The sequence below is a fragment of the Aeromicrobium sp. EU05-FHT14F07 genome (assembly GCF_058790455.1).
Map to the genome: position 1 here is coordinate 59,042 of NZ_JBYTCR010000003.1, position 14,455 is coordinate 73,496.

At 72.3% G+C, this 14,455-nt stretch carries 13 protein-coding genes; 7 read left to right on the forward strand and 6 right to left on the reverse strand.

The genetic code is table 11. The features are described from left to right. Window positions 1-73: 73 nt before the first annotated feature. Window positions 74-712, reverse strand: coding sequence for a nucleotide exchange factor GrpE (locus AC3WRM_RS04115; RefSeq protein ID WP_492247511.1), 639 nt, complete (start codon window positions 710-712; stop codon window positions 74-76). Next, the gene (gene dnaK / locus AC3WRM_RS04120; protein WP_492247510.1) at window positions 709-2,550 is read right to left on the reverse strand and encodes a molecular chaperone DnaK; all 1,842 of its coding nucleotides are present in this window, start codon (window positions 2,548-2,550) and stop codon (window positions 709-711) included. Before dnaK ends, AC3WRM_RS04115 begins: the two co-directional genes overlap by 4 nt. Before the next feature lie 224 nt (window positions 2,551-2,774). On the opposite strand from dnaK, the gene AC3WRM_RS04125 reads away from it, so the two are divergent. The 3 genes from AC3WRM_RS04125 (at window position 2,775) to AC3WRM_RS04135 (ending at window position 4,075) form a co-directional block, all read left to right on the forward strand. Then, window positions 2,775-3,317 carry a DUF222 domain-containing protein gene (locus tag AC3WRM_RS04125; RefSeq protein ID WP_492247509.1) on the forward strand — a complete coding sequence of 181 codons (543 nt, stop codon included), beginning with the start codon at window positions 2,775-2,777 and terminating at the stop codon, window positions 3,315-3,317. 133 nt (window positions 3,318-3,450) lie between these two features. After that, window positions 3,451-3,807 carry a hypothetical protein gene (locus AC3WRM_RS04130; RefSeq protein WP_492247508.1) on the forward strand — a complete coding sequence of 119 codons (357 nt, stop codon included), beginning with the start codon at window positions 3,451-3,453 and terminating at the stop codon, window positions 3,805-3,807. Further along, window positions 3,776-4,075, forward strand: a complete 300-nt coding sequence (locus tag AC3WRM_RS04135; RefSeq protein ID WP_492270912.1) for a hypothetical protein — start codon at window positions 3,776-3,778, stop codon at window positions 4,073-4,075. Before AC3WRM_RS04130 ends, AC3WRM_RS04135 begins: the two co-directional genes overlap by 32 nt. On the opposite strand, the gene AC3WRM_RS04140 is transcribed toward AC3WRM_RS04135, so the two are convergent. Continuing rightward, on the reverse strand, window positions 4,006-4,563 hold the full coding sequence (locus tag AC3WRM_RS04140; RefSeq protein ID WP_492247507.1) for an isochorismatase family protein: 558 nt from the start codon (window positions 4,561-4,563) through the stop codon (window positions 4,006-4,008). The genes AC3WRM_RS04135 and AC3WRM_RS04140 overlap by 70 nt on opposite strands. Window positions 4,564-4,665: 102 nt before the next feature. Between AC3WRM_RS04140 and AC3WRM_RS04145 the strand changes: the two genes are divergently transcribed. The 4 genes from AC3WRM_RS04145 (at window position 4,666) to AC3WRM_RS04160 (ending at window position 9,804) form a co-directional block, all read left to right on the forward strand. Then, window positions 4,666-5,859 carry a sensor histidine kinase gene (locus tag AC3WRM_RS04145; RefSeq protein ID WP_492247506.1) on the forward strand — a complete coding sequence of 398 codons (1,194 nt, stop codon included), beginning with the start codon at window positions 4,666-4,668 and terminating at the stop codon, window positions 5,857-5,859. Continuing rightward, window positions 5,856-6,521 (forward strand): response regulator, encoded by a 666-nt coding sequence (locus tag AC3WRM_RS04150; RefSeq protein WP_492247505.1) that lies wholly within the window; start codon window positions 5,856-5,858, stop codon window positions 6,519-6,521. The genes AC3WRM_RS04145 and AC3WRM_RS04150 overlap by 4 nt, the downstream gene beginning before the upstream one ends. Window positions 6,522-6,607: 86 nt before the next feature. Continuing rightward, a complete protein-coding gene (locus AC3WRM_RS04155; protein ID WP_492247504.1) occupies window positions 6,608-7,375 on the forward strand; it encodes an ABC transporter ATP-binding protein in 768 nt (255 codons plus the stop codon). Further along, entirely contained in the window at window positions 7,375-9,804 is a 2,430-nt protein-coding gene (locus AC3WRM_RS04160) for an FtsX-like permease family protein (RefSeq protein WP_492247503.1), read from the forward strand. The genes AC3WRM_RS04155 and AC3WRM_RS04160 overlap by 1 nt, the downstream gene beginning before the upstream one ends. A gap of 103 nt (window positions 9,805-9,907) precedes the next feature. On the opposite strand, the gene AC3WRM_RS04165 is transcribed toward AC3WRM_RS04160, so the two are convergent. From AC3WRM_RS04165 to AC3WRM_RS04175, 3 genes are read right to left on the reverse strand one after another with little or no spacing between them, the layout of a single operon-like run. After that, window positions 9,908-11,953 (reverse strand): vWA domain-containing protein, encoded by a 2,046-nt coding sequence (locus AC3WRM_RS04165; RefSeq protein ID WP_492247502.1) that lies wholly within the window; start codon window positions 11,951-11,953, stop codon window positions 9,908-9,910. Window positions 11,954-11,957: 4 nt separating this feature from the next. Beyond that, window positions 11,958-13,385, reverse strand: coding sequence for a sigma 54-interacting transcriptional regulator (locus AC3WRM_RS04170; protein ID WP_492247501.1), 1,428 nt, complete (start codon window positions 13,383-13,385; stop codon window positions 11,958-11,960). Next, window positions 13,378-14,394, reverse strand: a complete 1,017-nt coding sequence (locus AC3WRM_RS04175) for an aldo/keto reductase (protein ID WP_492247500.1) — start codon at window positions 14,392-14,394, stop codon at window positions 13,378-13,380. Before AC3WRM_RS04175 ends, AC3WRM_RS04170 begins: the two co-directional genes overlap by 8 nt. Between the last annotated feature and the right edge of the window lie 61 nt (window positions 14,395-14,455).

The following is a 14,455-nucleotide window of genomic DNA, read 5'->3' on the forward strand; positions in this document are numbered from 1 at the left end:
AGATTCGTCGTCGGCAGCGTAGGGTGTGGATAAGAGACGGGGCGACGACCGTGGTCGCCCCCCCCCCGCCGGGTCACTCGTCCTCGGCGGACGCCTCGTCCGGTGCGGGCGCTGCGTCGCCCTCGGCGGGCTCGACGACGCCGACCTGCGCGTGACGCAGGACCTCGTCGCCGACCTTGTAGCCGGTGCGGACGACCGGACCGACCGACGTGACGCTCACCTCGGCGGACTCCCCCGCCGCGAACAGCGCCTCGTGCAGCCGCGGGTCGAACGCGTCGCCCTCGGCGCCGAACGCCTCCAGCTTGTGCGCCTTGAGCGCCTGCGTGAGGGCGTCGGCGACGGCCTTGAAGCCGCCGGTGAGCTCACCGTGCTGCTCCGCGCGACCGATGTCGTCGAGCACCGTCAGCAGCGAGCGGAGCACGGCGGCCTCGCCCTGCTGGCGGGCCTGCGCGCGGTCACGCTCGACCCGCTTGCGGTAGTTGACGTACTCGGCCTGCAGACGCTGCAGGTCGGCGGTGCGCTCCGCGAGCTGCTGCTCGGCGGTCGGCTCGGCCGGTGCGTCGTCACCCGACGCAGCCTCCTCGACGACCTCCTCCTCGCCCGTCGGCACCTCCACGGCCTCGTCGGCCCCTGCCTCGCCGGGGGTCTCCGCGGAGACCCCCGGGTCGGCCGACTCGGCGTCGGGGTGGGTGCCCTCGGGCTCCGACGTCACTTCTTCTCCTCGTCGTCGACGATCTCGGCGTCGACGACGTCGTCGTCGGAGTCGGGCGCGGACGTGTCGTCGGCGGGGGCACCGGTGGCCTGCTGCTCGGCGGCGGCCGCGGCGTACATCGCCTCGCCCATCTTCGAGCTCGACTCGCCCAGCTTGGTGACGGCCGCCTGGACGGCGTCGTTGTCGTCACCCTCGAGCGCCGCCTTCAGCGCGTCGACGTCGGCCTGGACCTGCGACTTCACGTCGTCACCCACCTTGTCGCCGTTCTCGGCGATGAACTTCTCGGTGGTGTGGACGAGCGCCTCGGCCTGGTTGCGGGTCTCGACGGCCTCGCGACGCTTGCGGTCCTCCTCGGCGTACTGCTCGGCGTCCTTGACCATCTTGTCGATGTCGTCCTTCGACAGCGCGCTGCCGCCGGTGATCGTCATCGACTGCTCCTTGCCGGTGCCGCGGTCCTTCGCGGACACGTTCACGATGCCGTTGGCGTCGATGTCGAACGTGACCTCGATCTGCGGCACGCCGCGGGGCGCGGGCGGCAGACCCGTGAGCTCGAAGGTGGCCAGCAGCTGGTTGCCGGCGGCCATCTCGCGCTCGCCCTGGTACACCTGGATCGCCACGGACGGCTGGTTGTCGTCGGCCGTCGTGAAGACCTCGCTGCGCTTGGTCGGGATCGTGGTGTTGCGCTCGATCAGCTTCGTCATGACGCCGCCCTTGGTCTCGATGCCGAGGCTCAGGGGGGTGACGTCGAGCAGGAGCACGTCCTTGACCTCGCCCTTGAGCACGCCGGCCTGGAGCGCGGCGCCCACGGCGACGACCTCGTCGGGGTTGACGCCCTTGTTGGGCTCCTTGCCACCGGTGAGGCTCTTGACGAGCTCGCTCACGGCGGGCATGCGGGTCGAGCCGCCCACGAGCACGACGTGGTCGATGTCGGCGACCTTGATGCCGGCGTCCTTGACGACGTTGTTGAACGGCGCCTTGGTGCGCTCGAGCAGGTCGCTCGTGATCTTCTCGAACTCGCTACGGCTCAGCGTCTCGTCGAGGAAGACGGGGCTGCCGTCCTGCACCGTGATGTAGGGCAGGTTGATCGACGTCGACGACGAGCTGGACAGCTCGATCTTCGCTCGCTCGGCAGCCTCGCGGATGCGCGGCATGGCCATCTTGTCCTTCGTCAGGTCGATGCCCGTCTTGGACTTGAAGGTGCTGACGATCCAGTCGACGACCGCGTTGTCCCAGTCGTCACCACCGAGGTTGTTGTCACCGCTGGTGGCCTTGACCTCGATGACGCCGTCGCCGATCTCCAGCAGGGACACGTCGAACGTGCCGCCGCCGAGGTCGAAGACGAGGATCGTCTGGTCGTCGCCCTTGTCGAGGCCGTATGCGAGCGCAGCCGCGGTCGGCTCGTTGATGATGCGGCTGACGTTGAGGCCCGCGATCTCGCCGGCCTCCTTCGTCGCCTGGCGCTGGTGGTCGTTGAAGTAGGCGGGGACGGTGATCACCGCGTCGGTGACCGACTCGCCCAGGTACGCCTCGGCGTCGCGCTTCAGCTTCTGCAGGATGAAGGCGCTGATCTGCTGCGGGTTGAACGACTTGCCGTCGATCTCCGTCTTCCAGTCGGTGCCCATGTGGCGCTTGACGGAGCGGATGGTGCGGTCGACGTTCGTGACGCCCTGGCGCTTGGCGACCTCGCCGGCCAGGACCTCGCCGTCCTTCGCGAAGGCGACGACGGACGGGGTGGTGCGAGCGCCCTCGGCGTTCGCGATGACGGTGGGCTCGCCACCCTCCAGGACGGCGACGACGGAGTTCGTCGTGCCGAGGTCGATTCCGACGGCACGTGCCATGGTGGTTCCTCCTGCTGATCGGGTGCTGCGGGGTTCTGGAAGCTCTGGGGTCGTTGCTGAATCGCTGGCAACTGACTTGAGTCTGATCTTATCAACCTCGTTCCAGGCCGCACTATTCCGGCTCCGAAGCGCGCACCGCACGAGAAGGAAGAAGGCTGGAATCAGAGGCGAAAAGAGGCTGTGCGTACTGTCTTTTTCGACTGCCTATTCGGTATACTTGGGACATGTCCAGCACCGCACTCGTCGACCGGCTCGAGGCCGTCGCTGCCGAGCTGCGCACCTACCCGACGACCACCGACGCGTTGCGGCTGCTGCAGGGAGTCTCGAAAGCGATCGACGCGGAGAAGGTCGCCCTGGTCGCGGAGGTGGACGAGCGCCGGGACTTCGAGGCCGAGGGCTGCTCGAGCCTGAAGAACTGGCTGCGTGACCAGCTGCACCTCGACGGCAGGCAGGCTTCTCAGCTGGCCCGCTCGGCGCGGACGCTGCGGGACATGCCCGACCTGGCTGACCTCGCTATCGCCGGTGCCGTCTCGCTCGACCATGTCGACGCGTTCGGCTACGCCGCCAAGCACATCGACCCGATGGTCGTCGAGCGCTCGATGGACTGGATGCTGCGTCTGGCCGAGCAGGCCGAGCCGGTCCAGGTCCGCAAGGCCGTCAAGAAGCTCCGCGAGGTCGCCCACCCCGACGACCTCAACGAGGCCTGGATCAAGGGCATGGACCGCCACGACATCAAGGTCTCCGTCGTCGGCGACGGCGTCGCGTGACCGGGTTCCTGCCCGCCGACACCGGCACCAAGTTCCACACCGTCCTGCAGTCACTCTCCGCACCCACCTGCGCCGAGGACGACCGACCTGCCGCCGCCGACGCGTCACCGCCCTCGACGCCCTGCTCTCATCCGTGCTCGCATCCGGTCTGCCGCAGGACAAGGGCGTGCGCCCACACGTCACGCTCACCGCCGACCTGACCGCCCTCGCCCAGGACGCGGACACCGCGACCGCCGAGCTCGCCGGATTCGGGACCATCGGCCCCGCCCAGCTCCAGCAGATGCTCTGCGATGCCGACCTCACCCCCATCCTCACCGCCGGCAGACACGCCACCCTCGACGTCGGCCGCACCCACCGCACAGTGAGCCAACCGGGCGAAGCCCGGCAGCCGGTCCTCAGCGAGCGCCAGCGAGCTGTGCGCCGAGCGCGAGGAACGAGCGCGAGCCGGCTACCACCACATCGAGTACTGGTCCGAGGGCGGCGCCTCTGACCTGCAAAACCTGATCGGGCTCTGCCCGAGACTGGGGGTCCCCCCACACAAGGCGCGTAGCGGTGGGGGAGCATGCAGCCGTGCACCAGGGGTTCTTCACCATCGACCCCCGCACGCACGAGACCCACCGCACCCTGCGCACCCGCACCAGCCCCCGCCGCACCCGAGCCGGCTGACCAGCAACGGACGGCGGGTGGTTCAGAAGGCGACGTCCGCGGCGGCGACCACGTCGGCCGTGCGGTCGGGTCCGCCCTGGAACTGCCAGTAGAGGTTGGTGTGCGCGACGACCTGGCCCGGCGGCGGTGCGCCGTAGGCCGTGAGGTCCTCCGTGGTGTGCGCGTCGGAGACCAGCGTGACGTCGTAGCCGCGCACGAACGCGCCGTGCAAGGTGGCGCGAATGCAGGCGTCGGTCTGCGCGCCCGTGACGACCAGGCGGCCGACACCCAGCCGGGCCAGCACGTCGCCGAGGTCGGTGGCCTCGAAGGAGTCGCCGTAGTCCTTCTCGATCCGCGGCTCCTCGGGGTCCGGGTCGAGCTCGGGCACCACCTGCCACCCGGACGCCCCGGACCGCGACGGGCCGCCGCTGCGCAACGTGTCCTGCACCCACACGACAGGGACGTCGGCGGTCCGCGCCTGGTCCACGAGATCGCGGACGCGCGAGACCACACCGTCGCGGTCGTGGGCCTCGGCGACGACGTCGACCTGCACGTCGACGACCAGCAGGGCACTGCGGTGACGGTCCGGGAACTGGCTCATGCTTCGACGCTACGCCTGAGCGGTGACGATTCCGACCCGGGCGAGCACGCATCAGACCTGGGACTGACGCTCCGCGCGACGGGAGCGCCTAGGGTCTCAGAGGTGAGGACGGAGCAGGAGCGACGCCCCTGGCGGCTGGGGCCCGAGGCGGTGCAGTGGTTCGACGCCGCCCTCGTGGTCGGGCTGCTCGGCCTGACTGCCGTCACCCTGCTCGTCGGACAGCCGCTGCACGTGACCGCGCTCAGCGCCCTGCAGGTGGCGCCCCTCGCGTGGCGGCGCAGCAGGCCCGCGACGACGTTCGCCCTCGTTTGGCTGTTCAGCGGTGTGCAGGCACTCGTCTACGACTACCCCGCCATCGGACAGCTCGCCTACCCCGTCGCGCTGTACTCCCTCGCGCGCTTCGGCCGCTCGCGCGACGCCCTGGTCGGGCTCGTGCTCAGCCTCGTCGCCACCGGCGTCGCCGCCTGGGTGTGGGTGACCGCCGGTCGCTACGACGACCCGCCGCGTGGCGTCGTCCAGCCCGACCTCTCCCTCGCGACCTTCCTGCCGTACACGCTCACCGTGGGTGCGATCGTCATCGCCGCGTGGGCGCTCGGCACGCAGGGCCGCATCCGACGCGCCTACGAGGAGGCCCTGCTGGATCGCGGCGAACGGATGGCGGAGGAGGCCGAGCAGCGGACCCGGGCGGCCGCAGCCGAGGAACGGACCCGGGTGGCTCGCGAGATGCACGACGTCGTCGCGCACGGCATCACCGGCATGATCGTCCAGGCCGACGGCGCGCGCTACGCGGCGGAGCACGACCCCGCCGTCGCTGTCCGCACCCTCGAGACCGTCGCGTCGACCGGGCGGGAGGCGCTCACAGAGATGCGGCGCCTGCTCGGACTCCTGCGCGGGACGTCCGACCCGGAGCTGGTACCCCAACCGGGTCTCGCCGACCTGCCCCGACTCCTGGCCGCCGACGTCGAGGCGGGGCGGGTGCGCGCCACCCTCCCCGACCCCGCACCGGACGTGCCCGACAGCGTCGCGCTCACGGTGTTCCGCGTCGTGCAGGAGTCGCTCACCAACGTGCGCAAGCATGCCGGAGCCGGGGCCACCGCTGCCGTCGACGTCGCGGTCGATGGTCCCGACGTGCTCGTCGAGGTGGTCGACGACGGCCACGGCGCCGCCCGCCCCTCGACGTCGGGCGGGCTCGGCCTGGTGGGCATGCGGGAGCGGGTGGCCGTGCACGGCGGCACGCTCGACGTGGGACCTGCTCCCGGGGGCGGCTGGCGCGTGCGTGCGAGGATCCCCCGGTGACCGCCACGATCCGCGTGCTGCTCGTGGACGACCAGCAGATGGTGCGTGCCGGCTTCCGGATGCTCGTCGACAGCCAGCCGGACCTCGAGGTGGTCGGCGAGGCCGGTGACGGGCAGGCCGCGCTCGACCTGCTCACGCAGGTGACGGCCGACGTCGTGCTGATGGACGTGCGCATGCCCGTGCTCGACGGTGTCGAGGCCACGCGACGCATCCTGCAGGGAGAGTCGCCGCCGCGGGTCATCGTGCTCACGACCTTCGACCTCGACGAGTACGCGTTCGCGGCGCTGCAGGCCGGAGCGTCGGCGTTCCTGCTGAAGGACGCCGCGCCACCTGACCTGCTGGCCGCGATCCGCGCCGTGCAGGCCGGCGACGCCGTCGTCGCCCCCTCGACGACCCGCCGTCTGCTCGACCACTTCGTGCAGCCGTCCGGGTCGCGCGCCGTGGTCAGCGGGGCGACCGCCCGCCGGCTCGCCGACGTCACCGACCGCGAGCGCGAGGTGCTGTCGCTCATCGCCCGCGGCCTCACCAACCCGGAGATCGCCGCCTCGCTGTTCCTGTCGGAGGCGACGGTCAAGACCCACGTCGGGCGCCTGCTCGCCAAGACGGACTCCCGCGACCGCGTCCAGCTGGTGCTCCTCGCCCTCGAGGCTGGACTGGGCTAGTCGCGCGGTGTCAGACCCAGGGATGACGTCAGGACCATCCCGCGCTCCGACGACCGGAGGGGGTCCGGATCCATAGCGTCGTCGCCATGACGACCACCACTCACGCACCGGTCGCGACCGCCGCATCGGCCCGCGACCTCACCAAGACCTACGGCACGGGTGCCGCCGCCGTGCACGCCCTCGACGGTGTCGACGTCGACCTCGCGCCCGGCCGGTTCACGGCCGTCATGGGGCCGTCCGGCTCCGGCAAGTCGACGCTCATGCACTGCCTCGCCGGCCTCGACCGGCCCACGCGCGGCACGGTCACCGTCGACGGCGTCGACCTGACCCGGCTCGACGACGACCGGCTCACCCGCTTCCGCCGCGACCACCTCGGCTTCGTCTTCCAGGCGTTCAACCTGCTGCCGATGCTCACGGCGCGCCAGAACATCCTCCTGCCCCTCGAGCTCGCGGGCCGGCGCGTCGACGCGAACGTCCGCGACGACCTCGACACGGTCGTGTCGGTCCTCGGCCTCGGCGACCGGCTCGAGCACCGGCCCAGCGAGCTGTCCGGCGGCCAGCAGCAGCGGGTCGCCATCGCCCGCGCGCTCGTCAGCCAGGCGTCGATCGTCTTCGCCGACGAGCCGACCGGCAACCTCGACAGCGCCGCGTCGGCCGAGGTGCTCGCCTACCTGCGCCGCTCCGTGCGCGAGCTCGGCCGCACCGTCGTGATGGTCACCCACGAGATCGACGCCGCCGCGTACGCCGACGACGTCGTCGTCCTCGCCGACGGGCGCATCCGCTCCCACCTCGTCAGCCCCTCGCGGGCCGAGCTGGTGTCCGTGCTCGCCGGCAGCACCCACCGGGACGCGTGATGAGGACCGTCCTGCGCGCGTCGCTGCGCACGCACACCCGCCGGTACGTCGCCGCGTTCGTGGCCGTCATGGTCGCCGTCGGCTTCGTCATCGCGACCAACGCGGTCGGGTCGGCCGCGAAGTCGGGCCTGTCAGCCGAGTTCGAGCGCGCCTACCGCGGCGCCGACCTCGTCGTCGGCCAGGACTACGGCCTCGACCGCAGCCAGGTCGAGCCCGTCGAACGAGCCGCGGCGGACCAGGGGGCCGCCGCGGACGTCATCGGCTCGGCGTTCACCACCGTCACCCACGACGGGACGCCGCTCGGCCAGGACACCTCGGTGTCCACCGTCAGCCTCGACCCCGAGCTGCGTCGGCAGACGGTCGTGGCCGGCCGGGCGCCCGCAGCCGACGGGCAGGCGCTCGTGGACCAGCGGGCCGCGAAGGCCGACCGCATCCGGGTCGGTGACCGGCTCGTCGTCGGCACGGACGGCGACCGTCGCACCGTCACCGTCGTGGGCGTCGCGAAGGCGACGACCTACCTCTCGGCCGACCTGTACGTGCCGTGGTCGACGCTGTCGGCCCTGCCCGACGCCCTCCCCGACGCCGTGGTCGTGCGCACCTCGGGCGACCCTGCGGCCACCTCCGCCGCGCTGAGCAAGGTCACCGAGGAGCCGGTACGCACGCAGGGCGAGTACGTCGACGCGCGCGTCGTGACGCTGAACCAGGGCTTCGACGCCATCGGCATCCTGCTCCTGCTGTTCGCGACGGTGGCGGGCTTCGTGGCCGTGCTGGTCATCGCCAACACGTTCACCATCCTGTTCGCCCAGCGCACCCGCGATCTCGCGCTGCTGCGCTGCGTGGGCGCCACCCGTCAGCAGGTGGTGCGGTCGGTGCGGGTCGAGTCCGTCGCGGTGGCACTGCTCGCCTCGACGCTCGGCGTCGTCGCAGGCGTCGGCGCGGGCTACGGCATCGTCGCCGCGGTGCGCGCCCTGAGCGACGCCAGCACGTTGGGTCCCGTCGCGCTGTCGCCGCTGTGGGTCGGGGGCGCCTTCGTCGGCGGGGTCGTGGTGACCGTGGCCGCGGCCTGGCTGCCGACCCGGCGGGTCGTGCGCGTCAGTCCGCTCACGGCCCTGCGTCCGCACGACGCCGACGTGCTCAGTCGTGCCGGTGCGGCGCGGGTGGGGCTCGGTGTCGCGGTGGTCGCCACCGGTGCCGCGGCCCTGGCCGTCGCGGTCAGGACGTCGACGCTGCCGCCGCTGCTGCTCGGCGGCATGGTGACCTTCACCGGCGTGCTGCTGCTCGGTCCGGTCCTCGTCCCTGCGCTCCTGAGGGTGGCCGGACGCCTGCTCGGCGGGACGGGGCTGGCCACCCGGCTGGCAGCGGCCAACGCGGTCCGCAACCCCCGCCGCAGCGCCGCGACCACGGCGTCGCTGCTCGTCGGCGTCACGCTCGCCGCCGCGGTGCTGACCGGCATGGCGAGCGCCCGCGGCGCCCTCGACGACGAGCTGAAGGTGCAGTACCCGGTCGACGTCGCACTCACGGGCTCCTCGACCCTGCCCGACGACGCGCTCGACCGGGTGGGCCGCCTCGACGGCGTCGACCGGGCGAGCCTCGTGCCCGGCGTGCGGGCCGAGCTGCCGGGCGCGGGCGTCGTGCCGGTGCTGACTCCCGGCAGCGGCGCGCTCGACCTGACCCGCGATCCGTCGACCGTCGAGCCGCCCCGGCTCACCCTGCTCATCCCCGGTGCCGTCGCGACCACGATGACCGACGGCATCCCCGAGCGGCTGCGGCTGACCCGCGACGGACGCAGCGTCGAGGTGGCGACGAAGGTCGTCGGCAGCGAGTGGGGATCGGCCGTGCTGGCCGGGCCGGGGGTCGTGGAAGCGCTGGGTGGCGGCGCGACGCCGCAGGCCCTGTGGGTGCGCGTCGCCGACGGCACCGACACGGTCCGCCTCACGGGCGAGCTCGGCGCGGTGGCCCGCGAGCTCGACCTGGGCGTCTCGAGCACGGTGGACAGCCGCGCGTCGATCGAGAAGCAGCTCGACGTGCTCACGTGGGCCGTCCTCGGCCTGCTGGGCATCTCGGTCGCGATCGCGCTCGTGGGGATCGCGAACACCGTGGGGCTGTCGGTGCTCGAGCGGGGTCGGGAGCACGCGCTGCTGCGCGCGCTCGGCCTGACCCGCGGGGAGCTGCGTCGCATGCTCGCGGCGGAGGGGCTGCTGCTCGCGCTGGTCGCCGCCGTGCTGGGCACCGTCGTGGGCGTCGCGTTCGGCTGGGTCGGCACCGTCTCGGTCGTCACGGCCGCGGTGCAGGACGTCCCGCTCGTGACGCCGTGGAGCGAGCTGGCCGCCGTGGTCGGCGTCGCCGCCCTCGCCGGGCTGCTGGCCTGCGTCGTGCCCGCCCGCCGCGCCGCGAAGGTCGCCCCCGCGGAGGGTCTCGTCCTCGACTGAGCCCTCCCCCTCCCCGCTGACTGTGACGTTTCGGGCCCGAGATCCTCGATTCTGGGCCCGAAACGTCACACTCAGCGGGGAGGGGGGAAGGTCAGGGGGTGGGTCAGCCGGCCCACCAGCCGCGGGAGGACCAGTCGCCGAGGCCGCTGCTGCCACCGCGGCGGGTGCCCAGGTAGGACTCGACGACGGCGACGCCGAGGTCGTCGAGCTCCGGCGCGACGACCGAGCCGTCGACCTGGCGGGCCATCTGGTCGATGAAGCGGGCGAGTCCCGGGTCGTCGCCCAGGCGGAAGAACGTGGTGCGGGCGCCGAGCCGCATCGACGCCTCCAGCTCGCGCACCGACAGCGCGATGGTCACCGGGTGCGGCGGGTAGCTGAAGTAGACCTCGCCCGAGGACTCCAGGTGCGACGTCGGCTCGCCGTCGGTGACGATGAGCAGCACCGGCTGGGCGTTGGGGTGCTTGCGGAAGTGCCGGTTGGCGAGCAGCAGCGCGTGGTGCAGGTTGGTCCCCTTGGCGTACTGGGCGTCGAGCGCGGTGAGCTGCTCGATCTCCATCGTCTCGGCGTGCCGGCCGAAGGCGATCAGCTCGAGCGCGTCGCCGCGGAAGCGGGTGCTGACGAGCGTGTGCAGGGCGAGCGCGGTGCGCTTCATCGGCACCCACCGGCCGTCCATCGCCATGGAGAACGACGTGTCGACGAGCAGCGCCACGCACGCCTGGGTGCGCTCCTCCGTCTCCTGCACCTCGACGTCGCCGATCTGCAGCCGCACGCCGTCGCGAGCCATCGACGCGGGAGACCCGCCCTCACCGACCGTGCGGACGACGGCGTTGGTGACGGTGCGGGTGACGTCCCACGGCTCCGTGTCGCCGAACTCCCAGGCGCGCGTGCCACCCGACCGCTCGCCTGCGGCACCCGACGCACGGGTGTCCCGCTGACCGCGACGGCCGGAGATGGCGCTGGCGACGTCGCGCAGCAGCGCCTTGCCCAGCTGGCGCATCGCCTTGGGCGTGAGGCGCAGCCGGCCGTCGGTGCCACGCTCCATGACACCGGAGTCGCGCAGGGCCTGCTCGAGCTCCTTGAGGGTGCGCAGGTCGACGCCGGCCTCGTCGCCGAGCTGGCGCGACAGGGTCTCCAGGTCGACGTCGTCCAGCGTGGACCCCCGGTGCGACTGCGCGAGCTGCTCGGCGAGGGCGTCGAGGTCGGCGAGGTCCTGGAAGACGCCGGTGCCGTCGCCGAGCCCGAGGCCCTGGTCGCCCTCCATGGGCGTCGAGCCGCTCCAGTCCTCGCCGGGTCGCAGGGCCTGCAGGTGGCCGTCGAGCCGGTCGAGCGCCTCGGTGAGCTGCGGCGACCCGAAGGCCTGGTTCGACAGCTGCATCAGCTCGCGCCGCTGCTCGGGCGTCATCGAGCTCATCATCCGCTGCGCCGCGGCCGACCGCTGCGCCAACGTGTCGAGCAGCTCGTCGAGGTTCGCCGGGCGTTCCGGGAAGTGCTGGCCGTGCTTGTCCATGAAGTCGTCGAAGTCGGCCTGCGTGTCGACGCCCTGCTGGCGCTTCTCGAGCAGGCCGTTGAGGTCGTCGAGCATCTCGTGGACGGCGGCGCGGTCGGCGTCGGTGGCGTTCTCCAGCGCGTCCTTCATGCCCGCGAACCGCTGGTCGAGCATCTCGCGGCCGAGCAGGTCCTTGATACGCTCGAAGTCCTCGCGCGCCTGCGAGCTCTGCCACTCGTAGCCGTTCAGGTCGCGCACCGCGGCGGCGGGCGACGGGGAGACGTTGTCGAGGGTCAGCTCGGCGAGCGCGCGGTCGCCGTCGTCGAGGTCGACGTCGCGGGCGAGCTGCTTGCACTCCTCCAGGAGGGCACGGTCGAGCAGCTCGCGCACCTCGCGCAGCGTGCCGTCGAGCGAGTGCTGGCCGACCAGCTCGCGCCGCTTCTCGGCCACCCGTCGCGCGAGGTCGTCGAGTCCGCGCTGGTCGGCACCGCCACGACGCAGGAACTCCTGCAGCGCGTGGTCGGGCGAGTAGCCGGCCATGACGTCCTCGCCGATGGCGTCGAGCGCCTCCCGGACGTCGACGGGCGGGGCCAGCGGGTCCGGCCCGTCGACGTACGCGCCGTACCGGGAGGCACGGCTCAGGCGACGGTTCTGGCGGCTCACGAGGTCACCCGTAGACCGTCTCGCCGCCGGCCGTGTCCTTGCTGATCCGCCGGGCGAGGAACAGACCCTCCAGGGCCAGCTCGATGGCACTGGCACGCTCGCCGTCGGTGCCTCCGCCCTCACGCCCTGCGCCGACCCGCTCGCAGACCTGGTCGTAGACGTCGGACTCGCCGAGCCGGGGAAGCCCGGCGAGGAAGTCGCGGGCGCTCACCTGCTCGCCGGTGGCCACGAGGGAGCCGCCCTCGAGCGCCTCCACGAGGAGCCCGAAGTCGATGCCGGTGAACAGCCCGCGGACGGTCTCGGCGGTGGCGGTGCGCAGGAGGTGGTCGAGGACGAGGTCCTCGCGGCCCTCCTCGCCGGACTCGAACTCGATCTTGCCGCCGAGCACGTCGACGGCGGTCTCGAGGTCGACCGGACGCGCGACGGCGTCGGACTCGCCCTGGCGGGTCGCCCGGTGCAGCGCCGCGGCCGCGATGGTCTCAGCGCCGGCGATCGCGAACCGGGCGCTGACGCCGCTGCGCTGGTCGACCGCGGACGACTCACGCAGGGCGCGCGTGAAGCGGGCGAGCACCTCGACGAGCTGGTCGGGCACGGTCGCGACGAGGTCGGCCTCTTGGCGGATGACGGCGATCTCGTCGACGAGCTGCGTCGGGTAGTGCGTGCGGATCTCGGCGCCGAATCGGTCCTTCAGCGGCGTGATGATGCGACCGCGGTTGGTGTAGTCCTCCGGGTTGGCGCTGGCGACGACGAGCACGTCGAGCGGCAGCCGCAGCACGTAGCCACGGATCTGGATGTCGCGCTCCTCCATGACGTTGAGCATCGCCACCTGGATGCGCTCGGCGAGGTCGGGCAGCTCGTTGATCGCGACGATGCCGCCGTGGCTGCGCGGGATGAGCCCGAAGTGGATGGTCTCGGGGTCGCCGAGGCTGCGGCCCTCCGCGACCTTCATCGGGTCGACGTCGCCGATCAGGTCGGCGACGCTCGTGTCGGGCGTGGCCAGCTTCTCGGCGTAGCGCTCGTCTCTGTGGCGCCACCGGACCGGCAGCTCGTCGCCGAGCTCCTCGGCGCGACGGATGCTGGCCACCGTGATCGGCGCGTACGGGTGCTCGCCGAGCTCGGAGCCGTCGATGACCGGCGTCCACTCGTCGAGCAGCCCCACCATGGTGCGCAGCAGCCGGGTCTTGCCCTGGCCGCGCTCGCCCAGGAGCACGACGTCGTGGCCGGCGATGAGCGCCCGCTCGAGCTGGGGGACGACGGTGTCCTCGAAGCCGTGCAGGCCGGGCCACGGGTCGCGGCCCTCCGCGAGGGCCGCGAGGAGGTTGTCGCGGATCTCCGTGCGCAGCGGCTTGTGCACGTGACCGCTGGCGCGCAGGGCGCCGACGGTGTGGATGTCGGGGCGGGGCGTGGGTGCGGCCATGGTGTCCTCAGGCATCGATGCTCGACAGGTCGCCGTAGCGGTCGCCGCGGACGGCGTCGCGGGGGACGGCGGTCTCGAGGTCCTCGACGACGTCGGACGTCAGCTCGACCTCCAGCGCGCCGTGGTTCTCCTCGAGGTAGGCCACCCGCTTGGTGCCCGGGATGGGCGCGACGCCGACGCCGTCGCGGCCGGAGCGGCTGAGCACCCAGGCGAGCGCGAGCTGGCCGGGGGTGCAGTGGAGCCGCTCGGCGATCTCGCGCACCTTCGCGACGAGCTGCAGGTTCGACTGCAGCGCCTCGCCCTGGAAGCGCGGGAAGTACGCGGTGGTCCGGGAGTCGGACTCCTCGAGGTCGGTCTCGGCGGTGATGGCGCCGGTCAGCAGCCCGCGACCGAGCGGCGAGTAGGGCACGAGACCGATGCCGAGCTCGCTGAGCACGCCCCAGATCTCGTCCTCCAGGTGACGCGTGAAGAGGGAGTACTCGGTCTGCAGCGCCGTGATCGGGTGCACCGCGTGCGCGCGGCGGATGGTCTCGGCGGAGGCCTCGGAGAGTCCGAGGTGACGGACCTTGCCGGCCTGCACGAGCTCGGCCATCGCGCCGACCGTCTCCTCGATGGGGACGGTCTTGTCGACGCGGTGCTGGTAATAGAGGTCGATGTGGTCGACGCCGAGACGTTGCAGGGACGCGTCGCACGCGGACCGCACGTACTCGGGCTTGCCGTTGACGCCGAGGCGCGTGCCGTCGGGCAGCCGTTCGTTGCCGAACTTGGTGGCCAGCTGCACGGCGTCGCGACCTTGGCTGCTGGAGGCGATGGCGGAGCCGACGAGCTGCTCGTTGGTGAAGGGGCCGTACATGTCGGCGGTGTCGAGGAACGTGACGCCGAGGTCGAGCGCGCGGTGGATCGTGCGCGTGGCCTCGGACTCGTCGCGGGTGCCGTAGAACTCGCTCATGCCCATGCAGCCGAGACCCAGCGGCGAGACGTCGAGCGGCGCGGTCGTGCCGAGCGTGGTGTGCGTCGTGGTCATGTCTCCATCCAACTCCTGTGCGACAAGGTTGCACGTCGGGACGACCGGTGGGTGGACGTCC